Here is a 22383-nt window from a genome sequence, read left to right as displayed (position 1 = left end):
TCAGCCAACATCAATGTTGAATGTTAATCCGCCATCGCGGGCAAGCCCGGCTCCCACAGGGATCAGCTGTGTGGCGCAGGTTTTAGTACGCCCACGTTATCCAGCATCCGGTTCACCGCCAGTTCCGCCAGCATGACGATCTGCTGAATCGCCATCGCCGTATGCCGGTGCGGCCCTTCCAGATACCCCGCAAAATCACTCGCCATCACACTGGCCTGGGCCAACGACTCGCAGGTGTGGGCCAGCAGGTCTTCGTCTTTGATATCCGGCGCAACCATAAACATCGTGCTCGGCTTGCGGGCCACGGGGGATTTGAGGGCGGAGGGGTTGAGGTAGTGATCGAGCGCGCGTTCGGCGTCGCGGCTGAGGTTCCACATCGCATCATGGAACGCTGCGCCACGGTCCTCGGCCAGCAGGTAATCGAAGGGTGCCGACGCGTCTTGCGCCAGTTTCGACCATTGCGCCTGGCCGCTGCCCACGGCATCGCCAAGGTGGCGAAACAGCGGCAGAGTGTTGCTGTCGAAGTGTTCGAGCAAAGGCCCCAGATACTGCGACGACTGAGGATCCAGCGCGCCACGGGCGGACGCCGACAGTCGATAGCCACCCGCTTGTTCCTCGACCAGCCCCCAAGCAATCGCGCCGCGCAAAAACCGCTCCAGTGTGGAGCCATCCAGCGCCAGGGTTTGTGCCAGAGCGTCTGCCCCGGAGCCCACGTCAGCGCTTGCAAGGGCCTGGAAAACCCCTAGTCGATGCCCCTGCAGTAGAATTGCGCTGCCCATGAAGCCATAGAGCGCCAGACTCACGGGATCCAGGACCTTCCCGGCCATTGGTGGTACTGCCATATCAACCTCCCTGTCCAACTGATGTAGTGATTAAACGCCCAGCTCGAAAGAGCCTTGGGCCACGACTTGCCCGTTGATGATCAGATGCACCTCGTGTGCGCCAGGGTAGTAACTTCTCAGCGAACTGCTTTCGATACTGTGATCGCGCTGCAGCTTCACCGACCCCTTGACCAGCTTCTGGCGCTTGCTCCACTTGAACACCCGGCGGTTGATCTGGCCTCGGGCACCCGGTGCGAGAATCGCGTAGTCGACCATCAGCCCATGCTCGCTGGTGCTGTCGATCTGGATATCGCAATCCAGGGAAATACGCTCCCCTGGCTTGATCTGCGAAGGTCCGACCTGGAAGCGCTTGACCTGCACCGGCGCGGCCATGGAATACCCAAGCAGCTCCAGCGCACGGCTGTCACCGCGCCGCGCCAGGGTACGCAGCGAATGGCGGATGACCCAATCGGTGTGCGGCCCACGCTCCTCGACCTGCCAACGCTCCAGCACATCGAGCACGGCGCTGGGATGGTCCTTGCTGATGTCATTGAGGTTGTTGGCCACCGAGCGGCGTACATACTCGCTGCGATCGTTGCGCAGACGCTCCAGTAGGGCCAGGACCGGTGCTGGGTCAACCAACAGGCTCGGGACCCGGGAGGCCCACGGCAGGCGCGGACGCGTGCCCTCGGAAACCAGCCTGCGCACGTCGGGGCTGTCATCGCTGACCCAGCCGGCCAGCACCTGCAATGTAGGCTCCAGGTAGGCATCCAGATAAGGCCGGATGGCGAACTCGCCGGTGAAGTGCTGAGTCACCTTCTTGATCGCCTGCATGGCGGGCTCAAAGTGCTCAAGACCGCGGGTTTCGAAAATATCGGCGATCACCCACACCGGGAACCCGGTCATGCGACCAAAGCGGGTCCCGGGGATCGGGTCAAGCATGCTAACCAGTACCTGGGCCGCCGGCACAAACTCCAGGCCCAAACCATCCCAGAGGGCGTTGGCCATGGCCTTGACCCGGGCCTTCATTTCCAGCGATCGCAGGTCCGCCGGCAACGAGGCGCTGTAACGCTGCTGATCGAAGCTCGCTAGCAGCGCGGCAGCGCGACCGCCCAACTCGACGCCGAGCGGATGATCGAAGTAATCCTTGAAGTCCATGACATCTCCCTTGAATCAACGCTGAGCGTCGAGGCTGCTCTTATCAAATGTCAGCTCGTTGTAGCCATTGCCAAAGCGGTAGTTGCTCCAGCGCATCCAGGTCTGCTTGCCGGTCTGGTGGTTGACCATTCGCATCTCGCTGGCCCGCCAGTAGCGGTCCAGGTAAACACCATAACCGCTGTAGGTCTGGGTTTTGAGCAGCGCATTCTTGCGGTCGTAGTATTCGACCTTGAGCGGCCGGTAATACTGTTTGTCGAGCCAGGTGACCTGACGGGTGTAGCCGGAGCGCGGGTAAGCTGGGGTCATTTCCAGCTTGTACGCGTCCAACCCATCGACTACCTCGTCCCCCAGATACTGGTACTGATACTTATCGAGTTCCCAACTGGCCATGTCCTCGTAGGCGAACTCACTGCCCATAAATGGGCCTGACTTGTTCTCCGAAGCAATCCGTTTGACCCGACGCAGCGACGGGAAAAACTGCCACTGATCATCCGAGGTCAGGCTATGGGCGTGGGTCAGTAAGGTGGTGCCACGCACGTCCGCCGGACTCAGAAAACGCACCAGGCTCTTGTCGCCATCGGCATGCACTTCAAAAAACTGCACCGCCAACTCACGGGTACTTACCGCGCCGTAGGCATTACGCAATTCCATTTGCAGATCCGCCGACATGTCCTTCCAGCCGATGTTGTGCTGGTCCGCCTGCCTGGCGATCTCCTGACCTTTCTCATCCGCCACGGCCACGCTCATCTCAACGAGGCAGAACAGCATCGCCAGGTACTTCACGCTCTTCAGTCCTTTCACGCTTCTTCTCCAATGTCAGTTCAAGCAACCCTGGCAGCAGGAAAAAATCCGCCAGCAGAGCAATCACTAATGTCAGGGCGGTCATCAGCCCCATTTCCTGGTTCAAGGCGAACTCGGATGTTGCCTGGACCAGGAACCCGGCCGTCAAGGTCAGCGAGGTCACCAACAAGGCCGGTGCCGTGCTGGCGAAAGCCTCGCCAACCGCTTCACCCACCGTCTGGCCGTGGGACTTGACCCGCTGCAACACCGCGTACATAAAGTGGATGGTGTCATCGACCACCACCCCCAGGGTCATGGAGGCGACGATGGCCACCGAGAACCCAACCTGCCCAACGCAGAGCCACCAGATACCCAGGGCCATGGCTGCCGGAATTACGTTCGGCACCATGGACAGCAGGCCCAGTTTCCAGGAGCGGAACAGCAGCATCAGCAAGAACGCAACCACCGCCGCCGAGGCGATGATCCCCCACATCATGCTCTCGATATTGCGCTGGCCGATGTGGGCGAAGATCAATGTGGTGCTGGCGGCCTTGGCTTCGATTCCCGGCGCGTTGCTGGCCAGCCACGACATCGAGCGACGCTCGAAGTCGAGCATCTGCCGGGTACTCAGTTCGTGCAGGGCCACCACGCTCCGGGTGACCGTACGGCTGACATCGATCTGGTTGTTCAGGTCAAGGCCATAAGGTAAGGACTGCTCGTACAGCAGCAGGCTCTGCGCCGCCACTTCGGTGCTTTCCGGCAGCCGATAAGCTTCCTCGGTGCCAGTGGTCAGGCTACGGTTGACTCGCTTGACCACGTCCGAGAGCGAACTGACATGGGCGACTTCCGACTGTTGGCGCAACCAGGTGGTATAGGCTTCCACCTGAGCCAGAAAGACCGGGTCATTCACGCCGCTGCTTGATTTGGACTTGAGCGCATACTCGATGGTGTAAAGACCGGTGAGGTTCTGCTCGGTGTAGTCATTGGCCTGCCGGAAAGCAGTCTCCGGGCTGAACCAGCGCAGATACTGGTCATTGAACTCATTGCGCCCGGCCAACGAGGCCAGCACCACTACTACAGGGATGCTTAGCCACATCAACATCCGCGAGCGTGATTGTACCCAAGTGCCGAAGCGGGTCATTGCATGTTCAAGCGGATCACCTTTGGCGCTGGGCTTGAGTGGCAGCAGCGCAACCAGGCCCGGCAGCAGAAACAGGGTGAACAACCAGGCCAGGGCGATGCCGATCGAGACGATGTTGCCCAGGTCACGGAAAGGCGGGATCTCGCTGAAGTTCAGGGACAGGAAAGCCACCGCGGTGGTCAGACTGGTCACGGTGACCGGCACAAGGGTTTCGTGCAGCGCTTCACGCAATGCATCCAACCGGGTAGCACCCTTGCGCAGATGCATCAGGGTGACCGACAGCACATGCACCGAGTCCGCCACGGCGATCATCAGAATCACCAGCGGTGCAGACGCCGAGAGCGACGTCAGGCTCATGCCCAGCCAGCCCGCGATGCCCTCGGCGCTGGTCATGGCCAGATACACCACCGCCACCGCTGCCACTGTGGCCAGCACGCTGCGCAGCATGATCAGCGCGGCGATCAGGATCACCAGATAGACCCAAGGGGTCAGGTTGGCGGCGTCACCCAAGGCGGCTTCTAGGAAGGCGTTGTTGTACATCGCCATGCCCGTCAGGTGCACTTTGATCCCGGGAAACTTGGCTTGCGCCTCCTCAGCCAGCTGACGGGCGAAGCTCACCACCTCGCTATTCTCATAAGGAGAAACCCCGGCCAGGTGATACACCACATTGACCGCGGCGACGCTGCCGGCTTTGGACACCAAGCGGCCCACCAGCTGCGGCTCTGACAAGGCGATGGTGCGGACCCGCTGACGCTGCTGCTCGTTCAGGGCAGCGGCATCACGCACCAGATCGGCGACCTGGATGTTGTCCGCGTCGGCGTCGATATTCTGGAAGTTACTGAGGGAATCCACCCGCACCGAATAAGGTGTCTGCCAGGCGCGCTGGGTGATCCATTGCAGCGCTTCAAGGGACGACTGGCTGAACACGTCGCCCGACTCCGGCGCCACCACAATGAACAGGTTGTCCGACCGGTCAAAGGTCGCCTGCATCTGCTCCTGCGCCATCAGCTCCGGGTTGTCCGGGGCAAGATACACCCGGTAATCGGTACTGAAGCCGAGTCGGCTCTGCCCCAGGCTGGCCAGATATGCCAGCCCTAGAAACAGCAGCAGGAACCCCCATCGCAAGCGCACTACACCTGACACTATCGTTCTCATCATTTTGACATCCGTTCCAAAAGGGCTATGTGATCGACGGTGCGCAAGCTATAGAACAACATCTTTTACGTCAACAGTTGACGTGCAAACATTTAGCTTGTAGTTTTTTTACGTCAAATATGACGTCATATAAAGGAGCAAGACATGAAGCTGAACGTAATCAGCGAAGCAAATCAGCCCACCGCGGCATCGGCTGTAGTGCTGGACGGTCGGGTTTCCCAACCGATGTTTGGGGAACTGGAAGTGCGTCGCCTGCAACTTTCCCCTGCGGCGGACGGGCAACCGGGGGTTCACGTGACAGGCGTCAAACAGGATCTCGCGCGCTGGGCCGAAGTCCAGGGCCCCACCATGCTGGTGGCCTTTCAGTTCCAGGCACCTAATGCCTCAGACAACGCCGATGCCCTGGCCAAGTATGTCGCCGACCGCGAACCAGCCCTAGCCCGCCACGGTGGGCACGTGGTGATCAGCGCTGTCACAGAGCGTGGTGAGCAGTGGTCCTTCGACGGCTTCGAGATCATCGAATTCCCGTCGGCGGACGCCGTGGGCCAACTGATGCAAGACCCCGACTACCGCAATCGGACTGCGGCTTCCAGCGCGGTATTCGGTGGCGCCTTCGCCATGGCACCGATCCAAGCCGCCTAAAGCTGCAATCAAGGACGATAGGATGAACGCTTTTGCGCCAGGCCCTCGCGGGCATATGCTTTTCGGCTGCTCTGAGCGGTTTCGTAACGAACCGCTGGCACTCTTGAACGAGTGTCGGCAGCGCTACGGTACCCTCGTACGATTGCCCGTCGGTTTTGGGGCTTCCTTCTGCCTGGCCTTCGACCCGGCCGATCTCGATACCATTTTCCAGGGCGAAAACTTCGGTCGCAGCGATATCGCCGCGGCCTTCGGCCCCCTGGCGGGTGGCAGCATGATCATCGCCGACGGCCAGAAGTGGAAGGAGCAGCGCAAGGCGGTCATCCCGTCGTTTGCCCTGCCGCGCCTGCGTGAGCTCGCGCTGAATGTCGACGCCCTGGCTCACGAACGCGTGGCCGACTGGTCCAATCGCGTGGACCACAACGGCGACATCGACCTGCAACACGAAATGGTCGAGTACGCCATGGACGTGCTGACCCAGTTTCTCTTCGGACACCGCATCGGCGCCCAGGCTATTGCGCGCATCTCGCACGGCTGGACCCTGAGCCTGCGCTACATGAATATCCGTCTGTCCTCGCCGGTTCCGCTTCCCGATTGGTTGCCGACGCCGAACAACCGCCGGCTGCACAACGCCGCCGGGCAGATCGCCACGGTCCTGCTGGAAATCATTGCCCAGCATCGCAGCAGTGCCGACGCAGCCGCTGGCGGTTTTCTTGGCGACTTGATCGACTACCGCGATGAACAAGGCCAGGCCCTCGATGATCAGCTCATCCTGCGGGAAATCATGGGCGTGTTCCTGGCCGGCTTCGACACCGTCGCCTCAGCCATGATGTGGACCTTGGGCGATCTTGCCAAATACCCGAGCTGGCAGCAGGCGGTACGCGATGAATTGAATTCAGTCGCCACCAGCAGCCGGCTCGACCTGAAAGACACGCCCGTGCTGGAACAATGCTTTAACGAATCCATGCGCCTGTCGCCACCGCTGTGGCTAATCGATCGCAAAGCCGCCCAACCATGCGTACTCGGTGGCCAACGGGTGCCGGGAGGCACCAACATCATCATGAGTCCTTGGGTGACTCACCGTGACCCATCCTTCTGGGAGCGGCCTCTGGACTACCATCCCGAGCATTTTGCGGCGACGGCGCCCAGCCGTCCCAAGTACGCCTTCTTTCCCTTTGGCGGCGGACGGATGAAGTGCATTGGCATCGGCTTGGCACACTTGCAATTGAAGGCGCTGCTCCGGCAGGTGCTGACAAACTACGAGCTCAATGTGCGCCCGGAACACTTGCCTGAAATTGAACCGGCATTCGTTCTACGGACTCGCAATGGCCTGAAGACTTCTCTGACCAGGCGCGTAGCTCATGGCGTATCCACTGTCGCGATTTAGCCGAGGACTGCTGCTGGCTTGCCTGACAATCACCTTGAGCCCCTGCGCAAGCAGCACAGAGGAGCAGTACAAGCTGACATTCCAGGGCAATGGCTACGAGCCGGCGCGCACGTCTTTTGCAGGTCTGCAGTTCAAGTGGGATCGCCATGAACCACTGCTTGAGCAGATGTCGTTGGACATGGAGGTGGAATTACAGTGGGCGGGGCTGGACCGATACGACGCCGCGGACCTGCGCGAGTTTTCGTTGTCCTACCGACCGGGGCCTTGGCAACTGGGGGTCGGACTAAGCCGGGTGTTTTGGGGAGTCACCGAGTCCCGGCATCTGGTCGACGTGGTGAATCAGGTTGACCTCAGGTTCGACCCAGATGGAGACGCTCGCCTCTCACAACCTATGGCCTCGGTGGGCTATCGCGGCCTGGGGCAGAACATGACGTTGTATGTCCTACCCTGCTATCGCGAGCGTCCGGACGCGCTGATCTTCGGTGAACATGGCGCGCAGGACCCTGCCTATGAGCAGGACCTCTTCACGCCACTGCGCTGCTCCGGGCAGACCGACTTTGCCGTGCGCGCCACCCAGGTAGCCGGCCCTGCGGATATTGGCCTCAGTTACTTTCGGGGTCACAGCCGCGACCCCTACGCGGGGCACTCACCTTCCAGCTTCGACCCGGCGTACCCTGAGGTGGACAGGCTCGCCGTCGACACCCAAGTCACCCTGGGCGCCTGGCTGTTGAAGCTTGAAGCGTTGCTTCAGGACAGTAAGTACGGGGTTGATCGGGCCAGTGTCTCGGGCTTCGAATATACCTGGGTGTCGGCCTTCAATGGTGCCAGTGATCTATCCCTGCTGTACGAGCACCTGACCGACACCCGATGCGACAGCATCATTGCGTCATGCGGCGAGATGCTGGGAGTCCGATGGATTGCCAACGACGTCGCGGACACCAACCTGCTGGTATCCACCGTGAGGGATCGCCAAAGTGGCTTATGGGGTCTGAAAGTTCAGGGCAGCCGGCGCCTTGATGAGCAACTGAGTCTGCTGCTCAACAGCGGTGGTATGTACCGAGCAAGGTACCTGTCCGTTGGGCTATCCTATGCGTTTTGATCATATTGGCAGCCCGTTTTTAGCTCTGCCCTGCTTTACGCGTGGCAACAACAAACTACAGGATGGTTTTCAGGGCATGAGGCCAGCTTGAACGCGTTTTGCTCGATCGCCCACTGCATTCAGAGGTACGAATAGTGGCACGTAACAGCAATGCTGAACCCGTACTACGCAACCTGTTTTGCTTCAACTTCTATCGTGGATGGCGAGGCATTTCTGAGTTCTACAGAAAGTACCTGCCTGAAGGTATATCCGCACAGCAGAGCTACCTTCTGGAGCTTTGCCAAACGGATAAGGGCATTCTGGTGGGAGATATTGCGCATCAGCTTGAAATAGACATCTCGGCAGTGTCCGGGCTGCTAAAGCGCATGGAGGGCAGCAGCCTGATCAGACGAGAAGTCCTACCGTCGAACCGACGTCAGACCTTAGTGTTCCTTACTCTTCAGGGGGAAGAGCTACGTAAGGAAGTCCATCAGTCGATGATGATTGCTGATCGTTTGTTATCTGAAGCTATCCGAAAAGAGGACAAGCTTTCGCTGATCAGAGTGGTCGATCAGATCAGACACCTCATAGACGCCGAGTGAGCATTAAAATTCTGCTGAATCGTCCCTAGTTTCTAAACACCTCCATGTAAGCGTACGCCGAACTCACCCTGCGTGGATTAGGCAGAAATGTGCCAATTGGTCGTCAGGCAACCGCTGCTAAGCTGTAAGCATGTCCAGGAGCCCTTTCAATGTTGTAATGGAGCGCTCCGCTGGCGCTATGCTCGCTGGCCACGGATGGAATCCGCTCAACCAGACGGCAAGCATTCCGGCTGCTGTGGCCACAAGGTCGAACATATGGTGGAGGCCATGAAATAGAAAAAGCCCCTGAAATCAGGGGCTTTGGGCATTGTGTCAAAATTTATCGTCTAAAACCAAGTGTTTCGATCACCTGTGGATAACTTATTCCACCGTCACCGACTTCGCCAGATTTCGCGGCTGATCAACGTCAGTGCCTTTCAACACGGCCACGTAATACGAGAGCAACTGCAACGGAATGGTGTAGAGGATCGGCGACAGGATGTCGTGGATGTGCGGCATCTGGACAACATGAGTACCTTCGCCATTGGTCATGCCGGCCTGCTCGTCGGCAAAGACGACCAGCTGACCGCCACGGGCGCGGACTTCCTGGAGGTTGGACTTCAGCTTCTCCAGCAACTCGTTGTTCGGCGCCACGGTGACCACCGGCATGTCGTTATCCACAAGCGCCAGCGGGCCATGTTTCAGCTCGCCCGCCGGGTAGGCTTCGGCGTGGATGTAGGAGATTTCCTTGAGCTTGAGAGCCCCTTCCATCGCCACCGGGAATTGCGCGCCGCGACCGAGGAACAGCGTGTGGTTCTTCTCGGCGAACAGTTCGGCGATTTTCTCCACGGTGCTGTCCATGGCCAGGGCTTCGCCCAAACGGGTCGGCAAGCGACGCAGTTCTTCGACCAGTGTGGCTTCGACGCCTTCAGCCAACGTGCCGCGAACCTGACCCAGGGCCAGGGTCAGCAACAGCAGGCCAACCAATTGAGTGGTGAAGGCTTTGGTCGAGGCCACGCCGATTTCGCGACCGGCCTGGGTCAGCAGCGTCAGGTCCGACTCACGCACCAGGGAACTGATGCCGACGTTGCAGATCGCCAGGCTGGAAAGGAAGCCCAGTTCTTTGGCATTGCGCAGGGCGGCCAGGGTGTCGGCGGTTTCACCAGACTGGGAGATGCTCACGAACAGGGTGTCGGGCTGCACGACCACTTTGCGGTAGCGGAATTCGCTGGCGACTTCGACCTGACACGGGATACCGGCCAATTCTTCGAGCCAATACCGAGCAACCATGCCGGCATGATAGCTGGTGCCGCAGGCGACGATCTGTACATTGCGCACCTTGGCGAACAGCTCGGCAGCTTGGGGACCAAATGCCTCGACCAGCACCTGGTTCTGACTCAGACGACCTTCAAGAGTACGTTGCACCACAGCCGGCTGCTCGTGAATCTCCTTGAGCATGTAATGCCGGAATTCGCCCTTATCAGCGGCTTCGGCCCCGTCACGGTACTGGACGCTTTCACGCTCGACGAGTGCACCGTTGATATCCCAGATCTGCACGCTATCGCGGCGAATTTCGGCGATATCGCCTTCTTCCAGGTACATGAAGCGGTCAGTGACCTGGCGCAGTGCCAATTGATCGGAAGCCAGGAAGTTTTCACCCAGGCCCAGACCGATCACCAGCGGGCTGCCACTGCGGGCCGCCACCAGGCGATCCGGTTGCCGGGCGCTGATCACCGCCAGACCGTAAGCACCGTGCAGTTCTTTGACGGTCGCTTTCAGGGCCGCGGTCAGATCGGGCTGTTCATTGAGTTTTTCGTTGAGCAAATGCGCGATGACTTCAGTGTCCGTGTCCGACGTGAACACGTGGCCCAGCGCCTTGAGTTGCTCACGCAGGGCTTCGTGGTTCTCGATGATGCCGTTGTGCACCACCGCCAGATCGCCTGAAAAATGCGGGTGAGCGTTGCGCTCGCACGGCGCGCCATGGGTCGCCCAGCGGGTATGGGCGATGCCCAGACGGCCAATCAGAGGCTCTTCGACCAGCGCCTGTTCCAGTTCGCTGACCTTGCCCGGACGACGCACACGCAAGAGTTTTTCATCGTTGGTGTACACCGCCACGCCGGCGCTGTCATAACCACGGTATTCCAGACGCTTGAGACCTTCGAGCAGGATGGCGGTAATGTTCCGTTCTGCGACTGCACCAACAATTCCACACATGCTAGTTCTCCTGACTGACAGCGGCACAAATCACATTGATGCCGCGGGCCTGAATCTGATCGCGTGCCGCAAGCGGCAGGCGATCATCGGTAATGAGGGTATGGACGCTGCTCCAAGGCAGCTCCAGATTGGGAATTTTGCGGCCGATCTTGTCGGCTTCGACCATCACGATCACTTCGCGGGCGACCTCGGCCATGACACGGCTCAGGCCCAGCAACTCATTGAAGGTGGTGGTCCCGCGCACCAGATCGATGCCATCGGCGCCAATAAATAACTGATCGAAGTCATATGAGCGTAGTACCTGCTCTGCCACCTGGCCCTGGAAGGACTCAGAATGCGGATCCCAGGTACCACCGGTCATCAACAGCACTGGCTCGTGCTCAAGTTCAGTCAAGGCGTTGGCGACATGCAGAGAGTTGGTCATCACCACCAGACCCGGTTGTTGGCCGAGCTCCGGGATCATCGCGGCGGTGGTACTGCCGCTGTCGATGATGATGCGCGCATGCTCGCGAATCCGCGTGACGGCGGCGCGGGCAATGGCCTGCTTGTATTTGGAAACCGGTTGGCCGATGTCGGCGACCAGCTCCTGAGGCATGGTGACTGCTCCGCCATAACGACGCAGCAACAGACCGTTGCTTTCGAGCGCCGCCAGATCCTTGCGAATCGTAACTTCCGAGGTTTCGAAGCGCTTGGCCAGTTCGTCCACGCTGACTTCCCCCTGCTCGTTGAGCAAGGCGAGGATATTGTGGCGGCGTTGGGGCGTGTTGCGTTTCGACATGATTAGGTAAGTTTCGATTCGAAAGATAACGTAAGCAATCAAAACCTATCGGCGAAACTTCGTCAAGCCAGCATCAGAAAAAAAAGGATGTGTGGATAACCCATAAAAAGATCGCAGCCTGCGGCAGCTCCTACAGCGAATTCGTGTTCACTCTGTAGGAGATGCCGCAGGCTGCGATCTTTTGATCTTTCAATCTGTGGATAACTTAACTCTTCTTGATCTTCTCCGGCCGCTTCCAGCCATCAATGTTCTTCTGCCGCGCCCGGCCGACAGCCAACTGGGCTTTATCCACATTCTGGGTAATAGTCGAACCGGCCGCCGTGGTCGCACCCGCAGAGATATCCACAGGCGCCACCAACGAGTTGTTGGAGCCGATGAACACATCTTCACCCAGCACGGTTTTCCACTTGTTGGCGCCATCGTAATTGCAAGTGATGGTGCCTGCGCCGATGTTGGTACGCGCACCGATCTCGGCATCGCCCAGGTACGTCAAGTGACCGGCCTTGGCGCCTTCACCCAGGTGAGCGTTCTTCAGCTCGACAAAGTTACCCACATGCGCGCGAGCTTCCAGCACTGTGCCGGGACGCAAACGAGCGAACGGACCGGCATCGCTGCCTTCGCCGAGAATTGCGCCTTCGATATGGCTGTTGGCCTTGATCACCACGCCTTTGCGCAGGGTGCTGTCCTTGATCACGCAGTTCGGGCCGATCACTACGTCGTCCTCGATGACCACTTTGCCTTCGAGGATCACGTTGATGTCGATCAGCACATCGCGGCCGACGATCACTTCGCCGCGCACATCGAAACGTGCCGGGTCGCGCAGGGTCACGCCTTGAGCCATCAAACGCCGAGCAGCGCGCAGTTGGTAGTGACGCTCCAGCTCGGCAAGCTGCCTGCGATCGTTGGCACCCTGCACTTCCATGGCGTCATGGGGTTGTTCGGTGGCCACCACCAGACCATCGCTGACCGCCATGGCGATCACGTCAGTCAGGTAATACTCGCCCTGGGCGTTGTTGTTGGAGAGGCGGCCCAGCCAATCGCCCAACCGTTGAAAAGGTACTGCCAGAATGCCGGTATTGCCTTCGGTGATCGCACGCTCGGCTTCGTTGGCGTCTTTCTGCTCGACGATGGCAGTCACATTGCCGGCGGCATCACGGACAATGCGACCATAACCGGTCGGGTCATTCAGTTCGACGGTGAGCAGGCCCAATTGCTTCGGTGCAGCCTGCTTGAGCAGACGTTGCAGGGTTTCGACTTCGATCAGCGGCACGTCACCGTAGAGAATCAGCACGGTGTCGGACTCGATGAACGGCACAGCCTGGGCCACCGCATGACCGGTACCCAGCTGTTTGTCCTGCAGGACAAAATTCAGGTCATCGGCGGCCAGACGCTCGCGCACCGCTTCGGCGCCATGGCCAATCACTACATGGATGCGCTGTGGATCAAGTTGCCGGGCGCTGTGGATAACATGACCAAGCATTGAATTACCGGCAATCGGATGCAGGACTTTCGGCAAGGCCGAACGCATGCGAGTGCCTTGGCCGGCAGCGAGGATAACGATTTCAAGGGACATGACTGGCTACCAATCCTGGGTGGTCAGCAACTGCGACCAAGTGATGAAAATCGGAAAAGAAAAAAGGGTAGCCGAGGCTACCCTTTTTAATCAATCGCACAACAAGTTGATGGCCGATTAGTGGCCGAACTTCTTGCGGATCTGCTGGACGGTGCGCAGCTGAGCTGCGGCCTCGGCCAGACGTGCGGCAGCAGAACCGTAATCGAATTCCGCGCCTCGCTCATGCAAGGCCTTCTCGGCAGCCTTAACGGCTTCCTGAGCGGAGGCTTCGTCCAGGTCGGCAGCACGTTGCACGGTGTCGGCAAGAACCTTGACCATGTTCGGCTGAACCTCGAGGAAACCGCCGGAGATGTAATACACCTCCTCTTCCCCGCCCTGCTTGATCAAGCGGATAGGACCCGGCTTGAGATTAGTGATCAGCGGCGCGTGACCCAAGGCGATACCAAGATCACCCAGTGCACCGTGCGCAACCACCATCTCGACCAGGCCGGAAAAGATTTCCCCTTCCGCGCTGACGATATCGCAATGGACTGTCATAGCCATCTGATTGCCTCAACCTAAATTAGCGCCCGTTGCCGGGCGCCGGGATTACAGTTTCTTGGCTTTCTCGATCGCTTCTTCGATGCCGCCGACCATGTAGAACGCTTGTTCTGGCAGGTGGTCGTAGTCACCGTTGAGGATGCCTTTGAAGCCAGCAATGGTGTCTTTCAGGGAAACGTATTTACCCGAAGCACCGGTGAAGACTTCAGCCACGAAGAACGGCTGCGACAGGAAGCGCTGGATCTTACGAGCACGGTTTACCAACTGCTTGTCGGCTTCCGACAGCTCGTCCATACCCAGGATCGCAATGATGTCCTTCAGTTCTTTGTAACGCTGCAGAACATACTGTACACCGCGAGCGGTATCGTAGTGGTCCTGGCCGATTACGTTCGGGTCCAGCTGGCGCGAAGTCGAGTCGAGTGGATCGACCGCTGGGTAGATACCCAGGGAAGCGATGTCACGGGACAGAACGACGGTGGCGTCCAAGTGGGCGAAGGTGGTCGCTGGCGACGGGTCAGTCAAGTCATCCGCAGGTACGTATACCGCTTGGATCGAGGTGATCGAACCGTTTTTGGTCGAAGTGATACGCTCTTGCAGAGTACCCATCTCTTCGGCCAGGGTCGGCTGGTAACCTACTGCGGAAGGCATACGGCCCAGCAGTGCGGATACTTCAGTACCGGCCAGGGTGTAACGATAGATGTTGTCGACGAACAGCAGAACGTCGTTACCTTCGTCACGGAACTTCTCGGCCATGGTCAGGCCGGTCAGTGCTACGCGCAGACGGTTACCCGGCGGCTCGTTCATCTGACCGTAAACCAGTGCCACTTTGTCCAGAACGTTGGAGTCCTTCATCTCGTGGTAGAAGTCGTTACCCTCACGAGTACGCTCACCCACACCAGCGAACACGGAATAACCGCTGTGCTCGATGGCGATGTTACGGATCAGTTCCATCATGTTTACGGTTTTGCCTACACCGGCACCACCGAACAGACCAACTTTACCACCCTTGGCGAACGGGCAAACCAGGTCGATAACCTTGATGCCGGTTTCCAGCAGGTCGTTGCCGCCCGCTTGTTCAGCGAAGGTTGGCGCAGGACGGTGAATGCCCCAGCGCTCTTCGGTGTCGATCGGGCCAGCTTCGTCGATCGGGTTGCCCAGTACGTCCATGATCCGGCCCAGAGTCGCTTTACCGACCGGTACGGAGATGGCAGCGCCAGAGTCGGTGACTTCCAGACCGCGCTTCAAGCCCTCGGTGGAACCCATCGCAATGGTACGAACCACGCCGTCGCCCAGCTGTTGCTGAACTTCCAGAGTGGTTTCGGCCGCGCTTTGTACTTTCAGCGCGTTGTAGATGCTCGGTACGCTGTCGCGTGGAAATTCCACGTCGATAACGGCGCCGATGATTTGAACGATACGTCCGCTACTCATAGCTGGATCCTCTGAATATTTGAACCGTTAAACCGCGGCAGCGCCGCCGACGATTTCCGAGATCTCTTGGGTGATCGCAGCCTGACGCGCCTTGTTGTAGACCAGCTGCAAATCGCTGATCAAATCACCGGCGTTGTCGGTAGCGTTCTTCATCGCGATCATCCGCGCAGCTTGTTCAGCCGCGTTGTTCTCGACCACCGCCTGGTAGACCTGCGACTCCACGTAACGGACCATCAAGCCGTCAAGCAGCTCTTTGGCGTCCGGTTCGTACAGATAATCCCAGTGGTGCTTGAGTTCCTGATCCGGGGTTGCCACCAGTGGAATCAACTGCTCCACGGTAGGCTGTTGTGTCATGGTGTTGATGAACTTGTTGGACACCACGGACAGGCGGTCAATACGGCCGTCCAGGTAGGCATCCAGCATCACCTTGACGCTGCCGATCAGGTCATTGATCGACGGCTCTTCACCCAGGTGGCTGATAGCTGCAACGACGTTACCGCCGAAGTTGCGGAAGAAAGCCGCACCCTTGCTACCAACGACACACAGATCGATCTCGACGCCGTTTTCGCGGTTTACCGCCATGTCCTTGACCAGAGCCTTGAACAGGTTGGTGTTCAAGCCACCACACAGACCACGGTCACTGCTCACCACGACGTAACCGACGCGCTTTACTTCACGGTCGATCATGAACGGGTGGCGATATTCCGGGTTGGCGTTGGCCAGATGGCCAATAACCTGGCGGATGCGCTCCGCGTAAGGACGGCTAGCAGCCATGCGCATTTGTGCCTTGCGCATTTTGCTGACCGCCACTTTTTCCATGGCGCTGGTAATCTTTTGCGTGCTTTTGATGCTCGCAATCTTACTGCGAATCTCTTTTGCGCCTGCCATGTAACACCTATCAGGTTAGCAAGCGGGAGCCTTGCGGCTCCCGCTGCGGCTTACCAGGTTTGGGTGGCCTTGAACTTCTCGATACCGGCTTTCATGCCAGCGTCGATTTCGTCATTGAAGTCACCCTTCACGTTGATCTTCGCCATCAAATCGGCGTGATCGCGGTTGAAGAAAGCAATCAGCGCTTGTTCAAAGCTGCCGATCTTGGCGATTTCGACGTCAGTCAGGAACCCACGCTCAGCGGCATACAGCGACAGCGCCATGTCAGCGATCGACATTGGTGCGTATTGCTTCTGCTTCATCAGCTCGGTAACGCGCTGACCATGCTCAAGTTGCTTACGGGTCGCTTCGTCCAGGTCAGAAGCGAACTGGGCGAATGCCGCCAGTTCACGGTACTGAGCCAGAGCGGTACGGATACCACCGGACAGCTTCTTGATGATCTTGGTCTGAGCGGCACCACCCACACGGGATACCGAAACACCGGCGTTCACTGCAGGACGGATCCCGGAGTTGAACATGGCCGATTCCAGGAAGATCTGACCGTCGGTGATGGAAATCACGTTGGTCGGAACGAACGCGGAAACGTCGCCAGCCTGGGTTTCGATGATCGGCAGTGCGGTCAGGGAACCGGTTTTGCCGGTCACTGCGCCGTTGGTGAACTTCTCTACGTACTCTTCCGAAACGCGGGATGCGCGCTCCAGCAGACGGGAGTGGAGATAGAACACGTCGCCTGGGTAAGCTTCACGGCCTGGTGGACGGCGCAGCAGCAGGGAAATCTGGCGGTAAGCCACTGCTTGCTTGGACAGATCGTCATAAACGATCAGCGCGTCTTCACCGCGGTCGCGGAAGTATTCGCCCATGGTGCAACCGGAGTACGGTGCCAGGAATTGCAGTGCTGCAGATTCCGAAGCGCTCGCAGCCACGACGATGGTGTTAGCCAATGCGCCGTTTTCTTCCAGCTTGCGAACCACGTTGGCGATGGTCGATTGCTTCTGACCGATCGCTACGTAGACGCAGAAAATGCCGCTGTCTTTCTGGTTGATGATCGCGTCGATCGCCAGAGCGGTTTTACCGATCTGACGGTCACCGATGATCAGCTCACGCTGGCCACGGCCGACAGGGATCATGGCATCGACAGCCTTGTAGCCAGTCTGTACAGGCTGGTCTACCGACTTACGCCAGATCACGCCTGGAGCAACTTTCTCGACCGCATCGGTCTCGGTGTTGTTCAGCGGACCTTTGCCGTCAACTGGGTTACCCAGTGCGTCGACAACGCGACCCAGCAGTTCCTTACCTACCGGAACTTCGAGGATGCGGCCGGTGCACTTGGCGCTCATGCCTTCAGCCAGAGTCTGGTAGGAGCCCAATACTACGGCACCTACAGAGTCTTGCTCGAGGTTGAGAGCCATACCGAAGACGCCGCCCGGAAACTCGATCATCTCGCCGTACATGACGTCGGCCAGACCGTGAATCCGCACGATACCGTCAGATACGCTGACGACAGTGCCTTCGTTACGGGCTTGGGAGGTCACATCGAGCTTGTCGATGCGGCCCTTGATAATTTCACTTATTTCGGAAGGATTGAGTTGCTGCATTGCTCTGCTGCCCCTTCAAACTCAAGATTTCAATGCTTCGGCAAGGTTTGCGAGTTTTCCGCGAACCGAGCCATCGATAACCAGGTCGCCGGCGCGAATGACAATGCCCCCGATGAGGGATTTGTCTTCCGCAACTTGCAGGCGCACTTCCCGGTTGAGTCGTGCACTGAGAACCTTGGCGAGTTTGTCTTGCTGTTCTTGGTTCAATGCAAAAGCACTGGTGACTTCAACGTCTACCGACTTCTCTTGTTCGGCCTTGTACAGGTCAAACAGAGCGGCGATCTCCGGCAACAGCGGGAGACGGTCGTTTTCGGCAACGACGTTAATGAAGTTCTGTGCCTTGGCATCAAACTTGTCGCCGCACACGTCAATAAACGTGGCGGCCTTGTCTGCGCTCGTCAGTCGCGGGGCCTTGAGCACGCGCTGCATGGTGTCGTCTTGCGACACTGCTGCAGCCAGGCCGAGCATGGCTGACCAAGAGGCCAGTTGCTGGTGGGCCTGGGCGTGCTCGAAGGCTGCCTTAGCGTAAGGTCGGGCCAACGTGGTCAATTCTGCCATGATCGCCCTCGCTTAAATTTCAGCAGCCAGTTTGTTTACCAGCTCCGCGTGCGCGTTTTGATCGATTGTGGCACCCAGGATCTTCTCGGCGCCGCCGACAGCCAGTGCACCCAATTGGGCACGCAGCGCGTCTTTGACACTGTTCAGTTCCTGCTCGATCTCGGCCTGAGCCTGAACCTTCACACGTTCAGCGTCGAGACGGGCTTTTTCAACAGCCTCGTCAACGATCTGATTACCGCGTTTCTTGGCTTGCTCAATGATTTCAGCTGCCTGAGCTTTCGCTTCGCGCAGTTGCTGACCCACTTTCTCATGGGCCAACTCCAGGTCGCGAGCTGCTCGGCTGGCAGCGTCCAGTCCATCCGCGATCTTCTTCTGACGTTCGTGCAAAGCCGCGATGACCGGAGGCCACACGAACTTCATGCAAAACAGTACAAAAATGAAGAACGCAACGGACTGGCCAATCAGGGTTGCATTAATGTTCACGCCAACACCTCGCTCGTTCGTTGCACATCACACCAATCAACTCGAAGGTTCGAGTGATTAGCCAGCGAGTTGACCAACGAATGGGTTCGCGAAGGTGAAGAACAGAGCGATACCAACACCGATCATGGTTACGGCGTCGAGCAGGCCGGCAACGATGAACATTTTGACTTGCAGCATTGGAACCATTTCTGGCTGACGCGCTGCGCCTTCCAGGAACTTGCCGCCCAACAGGCCGAAACCAATTGCGGTACCCAGTGCGCCCAGGCCGATCAACAGTGCAACAGCGATAGCGGTTAGACCAACTACAGTTTCCATCTTTCCTCCCGACTTTTACGTCGTATGGTTTAGGTTTTTTAGATTTTAAAGCGGTAAAACAAATCGTTTCATAGCCCTGTTCGGGCACCCTCTCGTTTGACCGAGAGGGACATCAGACTAGTCGAGACTGGTCTTAATGGTTCTCTTCGTGCGCCATCGACAGGTAGACGATGGTCAGCATCATGAAGATAAACGCCTGCAGGGTGATGATCAGGATGTGGAACACAGCCCACGCCCACTGCAGAACTACGCCCAGGCCGCTAAGCCAGAGCAGACCGCTGCCGAACATCACAGCAATCAGAATGAAGACCAGCTCGCCGGCGTACATGTTGCCGAACAGACGCAGTGCCAGGGAGATTGGCTTGGCCACCAGCGTCACGAACTCCAGCAGGAAGTTCACCGGAATCAGCAGGGCTTGAACGAAGATGTTCTTGCTGCCGAACGGGTGCAGGGTCAGTTCGCCAATGAAGCCGCTGATGCCCTTGACCTTGATGCTGTAGAAAATGATCAACGCGAATACCGACAGGGACATACCCAGGGTCGCATTCGGGTCAGTAGTAGGAACGGCACGGAAGACCAGATGCGGGTCACCGGAAATGATGGCCGCCAGCTTCGGAATCCAGTCAACCGGTACCAGGTCGACGGCGTTCATCAGGAACACCCAGACAAAAATCGTCAGGGCCAATGGCGCGATCAATGGATTACGGCCGTGGAAAGTATCTTTCACGCTGCCGTCGACGAACTCGATCAGAACCTCGACGAAGTTCTGCAGGGCGCCAGGCTGACCGGAAGTCGCCTTCTTTGCCGCCATGCGGAAAAGAAGAACGAAGATCAGACCCAACGCGACCGACCAGCCGAGGGTATCGACGTGGAAAGCCCAGAAGCCCATTTCTTTGGCTTCTGCTGCGGTGTGGGCAAAACCCCACCCGCCAGTTGGGTGCTGACCGAAGGTCAGGTTCTGCAAGTGGTGCTGGATATAGCCCGAAGCGGTTGTTTCTGCCATGGTTGCCTCAAACGCCCTAAGGTCTCGAAAGTCTTGTTCTCATCAGCAGGGGCGCGAACCAGCTGACCAGTTGGGTCAACACGAAGACGCCGAATACAGCTAGCGGCGCCAATGGCTTCACACCTGCAAACGTCAATGCAAAGAGCACTGCCGTCAAAATCAGTTTGCCCGCCTCGCCGGCATAAAAAGACCGGACGATGGCTTGAGCTGCTCGGGCGCCGGAAAACCGAAATGCCCTGTGAGCGAAATAAATATTGGGAAGCAAGGCTATCAGGCCTCCGCAGAGTCCTGAGTACCCGGCAACGACTCCATACCATTGCCAGAGCGCCAAAGCGCCAATCAGCAAAACGACAAATTGAGCCATTAACACCGGAAAAACTGCCAGGCGATGGAACGGCAAGCGGTCTGGCGTGCGGTTTTCCATCACTTTTGCTCCCCAATGGTCGGCTGCCGGAGTTCAATAACTTGGCATAATTTGTGCCGACAAAATGCGCGCAGAGTATAGGGGCGGTTCTGCCCCTATTCAACTGTCAGGTAGTGATTTCCGACTTCACGCTACACGGGGAATTGTTTCAGCGGATGTGTGCGAGTACACCTTGAAGCTCATCGAGGGAGTTGTAACCGATCACCAACTGCCCTTTCCCCTTCTTTCCGTGACGGATCTGCACCGCAGAGCCTAGGCGCTCGGCCAGGCGCTGCTCGAGACGGGCGATATCCGGGTCCGGTTTTGCCGGCTCCACAGGCTCCGGTTTGCCACTCAACCACTGGCGAACCAGTGCTTCAGTCTGGCGCACAGTCAGCCCCCGTGCGACAACATGTCGCGCCCCTTCGACCTGTTGGTTTTCCGGTAAACCCAGCAAGGCACGGGCATGACCCATTTCCAGGTCACCGTGAGACAGCATGGTCTTGATGACTTCCGGCAACGCAATCAGGCGCAACAGGTTGGCCACAGTGACGCGGGACTTACCCACAGCCTCGGCCACTTGTTGCTGAGTCAGCTGGAATTCCTGCTGCAAACGCTGCAAGGCCACCGCTTCTTCGATCGGATTGAGGTCTTCGCGCTGGATGTTCTCGATCAGCGCCATGGCGATGGCGGTTTCATCCGGTACATCGCGAACCATCGCCGGGATGGTTTCCTGGCCCGCCTGCTGGCTGGCGCGCCAGCGGCGTTCGCCGGCGATGATTTCGAAGCGGCCACTGCCGATCGGGCGAACCACGATCGGCTGCATCACGCCCTGGGCCTTGATCGACTGTGCCAGCTCTTCCAGCGCCTGAGGATCCATGTCTCGACGCGGCTGGTACTTGCCGCGCTGGATCAGGTCCAGGGGCAGGTGCTGCAGCTCACGCTGATCGGCTTGCACCGCTTGTTCTTCCAGCGAGCTGACAGTCGGACCGCTCAGCAGTGCATCCAGTCCACGTCCGAGACCTCGTTTCTTGACGGCCATGGGGATTCCTTAAGTTGCCTGAGCAGCGGCGGTGCGTGAATTTTTGCGTTGCCGACGAACCATCTCGCCAGCCAATGCCAGGTAGGCAATCGCGCCCCGTGATGCTTTGTCGTACGCCAGCGCCGGCATGCCATAGCTAGGTGCTTCGGCCAGGCGAATGTTGCGCGGAATCACGGTGTCGTAGAGTTGATCGCCGAAGTGTTCCTTGAGCTGCGCCGATACGTCGTTCATCAGGCTCAAACGCGGGTCGTACATGGTCCGCAACAGGCCTTCGACTTTCAGGTTCGGGTTCAGCAGTTCGGCAATGCGTTTGATGTTATCCACAAGGTCGCTCAACCCTTCGAGCGCGAAGTACTCGCACTGCATGGGGATAATGACCCCATCGGCGGCAACCAGTGCGTTGAGCGTCAACATCGACAGCGACGGCGGGCAGTCGATCAAAATGTAATCGTAGTTGTCACGGATTGGCGCCAACGCACTGCGCAGACGGCTTTCCTTCATCTGCATTTCCAGCAGAACGACTTCGGCCGCGGTCAGGTCGCGGTTGGCCGGCAGTAACTGGTAACCACCGTGTTCGGAATAGTGCATGGCCTGGGCCAGATCGCATTCGCCGATCAACAGGTCATAGACCGAGTTTTCCAGGCCATGTTTATCCACACCGCTACCCATGGTGGCGTTGCCCTGTGGATCGAGATCGATCAACAGCACCCGACGCTTGGTAGCGACCAGGGAAGCTGCGAGGTTGATGCAGGTGGTGGTCTTGCCCACACCACCCTTTTGGTTCGCTATCGCGAATACCTTAGCCATTCTTGCTTGTGTTCCC

The 22383-nt window shown here is 58.4% G+C and carries 22 protein-coding genes; 4 read left to right on the top strand and 18 right to left on the bottom strand.

Features of this window, described 5'->3' with window-relative positions; genetic code table 11:
* Positions 1 to 62: 62 nt before the first annotated feature.
* The 4 genes from AACY49_RS08170 to AACY49_RS08155 form a co-directional block, all read right to left on the bottom strand.
* Complete coding sequence (locus tag AACY49_RS08170; protein ID WP_445262630.1) at positions 63 to 416, bottom strand: DUF6124 family protein; 354 nt, start codon at positions 414 to 416, stop codon at positions 63 to 65.
* 456 nt (positions 417 to 872) lie between these two features.
* A complete protein-coding gene (locus AACY49_RS08165) occupies positions 873 to 1979 on the bottom strand; it encodes a hypothetical protein (protein WP_339522875.1) in 1107 nt (368 codons plus the stop codon).
* A 15-nt stretch (positions 1980 to 1994) separates the two neighbouring features.
* Positions 1995 to 2780, bottom strand: coding sequence for an outer membrane lipoprotein-sorting protein (locus tag AACY49_RS08160; protein WP_207238837.1), 786 nt, complete (start codon positions 2778 to 2780; stop codon positions 1995 to 1997).
* On the bottom strand, positions 2728 to 5058 hold the full coding sequence (locus AACY49_RS08155) for an efflux RND transporter permease subunit (protein WP_339522871.1): 2331 nt from the start codon (positions 5056 to 5058) through the stop codon (positions 2728 to 2730). Before AACY49_RS08155 ends, AACY49_RS08160 begins: the two co-directional genes overlap by 53 nt.
* Before the next feature lie 141 nt (positions 5059 to 5199).
* Between AACY49_RS08155 and AACY49_RS08150 the strand changes: the two genes are divergently transcribed.
* The 4 genes from AACY49_RS08150 (at position 5200) to AACY49_RS08135 (ending at position 8761) form a co-directional block, all read left to right on the top strand.
* Positions 5200 to 5697, top strand: a complete 498-nt coding sequence (locus tag AACY49_RS08150) for a DUF1330 domain-containing protein (protein WP_258698315.1) — start codon at positions 5200 to 5202, stop codon at positions 5695 to 5697.
* 22 nt (positions 5698 to 5719) lie between these two features.
* On the top strand, positions 5720 to 7081 hold the full coding sequence (locus tag AACY49_RS08145; RefSeq protein ID WP_339522869.1) for a cytochrome P450: 1362 nt from the start codon (positions 5720 to 5722) through the stop codon (positions 7079 to 7081).
* Positions 7056 to 8180, top strand: a complete 1125-nt coding sequence (locus AACY49_RS08140; protein ID WP_258698317.1) for a hypothetical protein — start codon at positions 7056 to 7058, stop codon at positions 8178 to 8180. Before AACY49_RS08145 ends, AACY49_RS08140 begins: the two co-directional genes overlap by 26 nt.
* Before the next feature lie 134 nt (positions 8181 to 8314).
* Positions 8315 to 8761 carry a MarR family winged helix-turn-helix transcriptional regulator gene (locus AACY49_RS08135; protein WP_320392787.1) on the top strand — a complete coding sequence of 149 codons (447 nt, stop codon included), beginning with the start codon at positions 8315 to 8317 and terminating at the stop codon, positions 8759 to 8761.
* Between the two features lie 360 nt (positions 8762 to 9121).
* Here the strand turns inward: AACY49_RS08135 and glmS are convergent, their stop codons facing one another.
* The 14 genes from glmS to AACY49_RS08065 form a co-directional block, all read right to left on the bottom strand.
* Positions 9122 to 10954 (bottom strand): glutamine--fructose-6-phosphate transaminase (isomerizing), encoded by a 1833-nt coding sequence (glmS, locus tag AACY49_RS08130; RefSeq protein WP_339522865.1) that lies wholly within the window; start codon positions 10952 to 10954, stop codon positions 9122 to 9124.
* A gap of 1 nt (position 10955) precedes the next feature.
* The gene (locus tag AACY49_RS08125; protein ID WP_258700823.1) at positions 10956 to 11735 is read right to left on the bottom strand and encodes a DeoR/GlpR family DNA-binding transcription regulator; all 780 of its coding nucleotides are present in this window, start codon (positions 11733 to 11735) and stop codon (positions 10956 to 10958) included.
* 202 nt (positions 11736 to 11937) lie between these two features.
* Entirely contained in the window at positions 11938 to 13305 is a 1368-nt protein-coding gene (glmU, locus tag AACY49_RS08120) for a bifunctional UDP-N-acetylglucosamine diphosphorylase/glucosamine-1-phosphate N-acetyltransferase GlmU (RefSeq protein ID WP_320392795.1), read from the bottom strand.
* A gap of 117 nt (positions 13306 to 13422) precedes the next feature.
* On the bottom strand, positions 13423 to 13848 hold the full coding sequence (locus AACY49_RS08115; protein ID WP_010465460.1) for a F0F1 ATP synthase subunit epsilon: 426 nt from the start codon (positions 13846 to 13848) through the stop codon (positions 13423 to 13425).
* 45 nt (positions 13849 to 13893) lie between these two features.
* Positions 13894 to 15273, bottom strand: a complete 1380-nt coding sequence (gene atpD / locus AACY49_RS08110) for a F0F1 ATP synthase subunit beta (protein WP_105342556.1) — start codon at positions 15271 to 15273, stop codon at positions 13894 to 13896.
* Between the two features lie 27 nt (positions 15274 to 15300).
* Entirely contained in the window at positions 15301 to 16161 is an 861-nt protein-coding gene (gene atpG, locus AACY49_RS08105) for a F0F1 ATP synthase subunit gamma (protein WP_007934344.1), read from the bottom strand.
* A gap of 50 nt (positions 16162 to 16211) precedes the next feature.
* Positions 16212 to 17756 carry a F0F1 ATP synthase subunit alpha gene (gene atpA, locus AACY49_RS08100; protein WP_105342560.1) on the bottom strand — a complete coding sequence of 515 codons (1545 nt, stop codon included), beginning with the start codon at positions 17754 to 17756 and terminating at the stop codon, positions 16212 to 16214.
* A 21-nt stretch (positions 17757 to 17777) separates the two neighbouring features.
* Positions 17778 to 18314 carry a F0F1 ATP synthase subunit delta gene (locus AACY49_RS08095; RefSeq protein WP_258698321.1) on the bottom strand — a complete coding sequence of 179 codons (537 nt, stop codon included), beginning with the start codon at positions 18312 to 18314 and terminating at the stop codon, positions 17778 to 17780.
* A 12-nt stretch (positions 18315 to 18326) separates the two neighbouring features.
* Positions 18327 to 18797 carry a F0F1 ATP synthase subunit B gene (locus AACY49_RS08090; protein ID WP_258698322.1) on the bottom strand — a complete coding sequence of 157 codons (471 nt, stop codon included), beginning with the start codon at positions 18795 to 18797 and terminating at the stop codon, positions 18327 to 18329.
* A 57-nt stretch (positions 18798 to 18854) separates the two neighbouring features.
* Positions 18855 to 19112, bottom strand: a complete 258-nt coding sequence (gene atpE / locus AACY49_RS08085; RefSeq protein ID WP_002555987.1) for a F0F1 ATP synthase subunit C — start codon at positions 19110 to 19112, stop codon at positions 18855 to 18857.
* A 133-nt stretch (positions 19113 to 19245) separates the two neighbouring features.
* Entirely contained in the window at positions 19246 to 20115 is an 870-nt protein-coding gene (gene atpB, locus AACY49_RS08080; RefSeq protein WP_258618470.1) for a F0F1 ATP synthase subunit A, read from the bottom strand.
* Between the two features lie 16 nt (positions 20116 to 20131).
* A complete protein-coding gene (locus tag AACY49_RS08075) occupies positions 20132 to 20539 on the bottom strand; it encodes a F0F1 ATP synthase subunit I (RefSeq protein ID WP_258698323.1) in 408 nt (135 codons plus the stop codon).
* Positions 20540 to 20687: 148 nt separating this feature from the next.
* Positions 20688 to 21560, bottom strand: coding sequence for a ParB/RepB/Spo0J family partition protein (locus AACY49_RS08070; RefSeq protein ID WP_008007888.1), 873 nt, complete (start codon positions 21558 to 21560; stop codon positions 20688 to 20690).
* 9 nt (positions 21561 to 21569) lie between these two features.
* On the bottom strand, positions 21570 to 22367 hold the full coding sequence (locus AACY49_RS08065) for a ParA family protein (RefSeq protein WP_258698324.1): 798 nt from the start codon (positions 22365 to 22367) through the stop codon (positions 21570 to 21572).
* Positions 22368 to 22383: the final 16 nt, after the last annotated feature.

Source organism: Pseudomonas sp. EL_65y_Pfl2_R96 (genome assembly GCF_963970905.1).
Classification (GTDB): Bacteria; Pseudomonadota; Gammaproteobacteria; order Pseudomonadales; family Pseudomonadaceae; genus Aquipseudomonas.
This window is presented reverse-complemented; position numbering and strand designations above follow the sequence as displayed.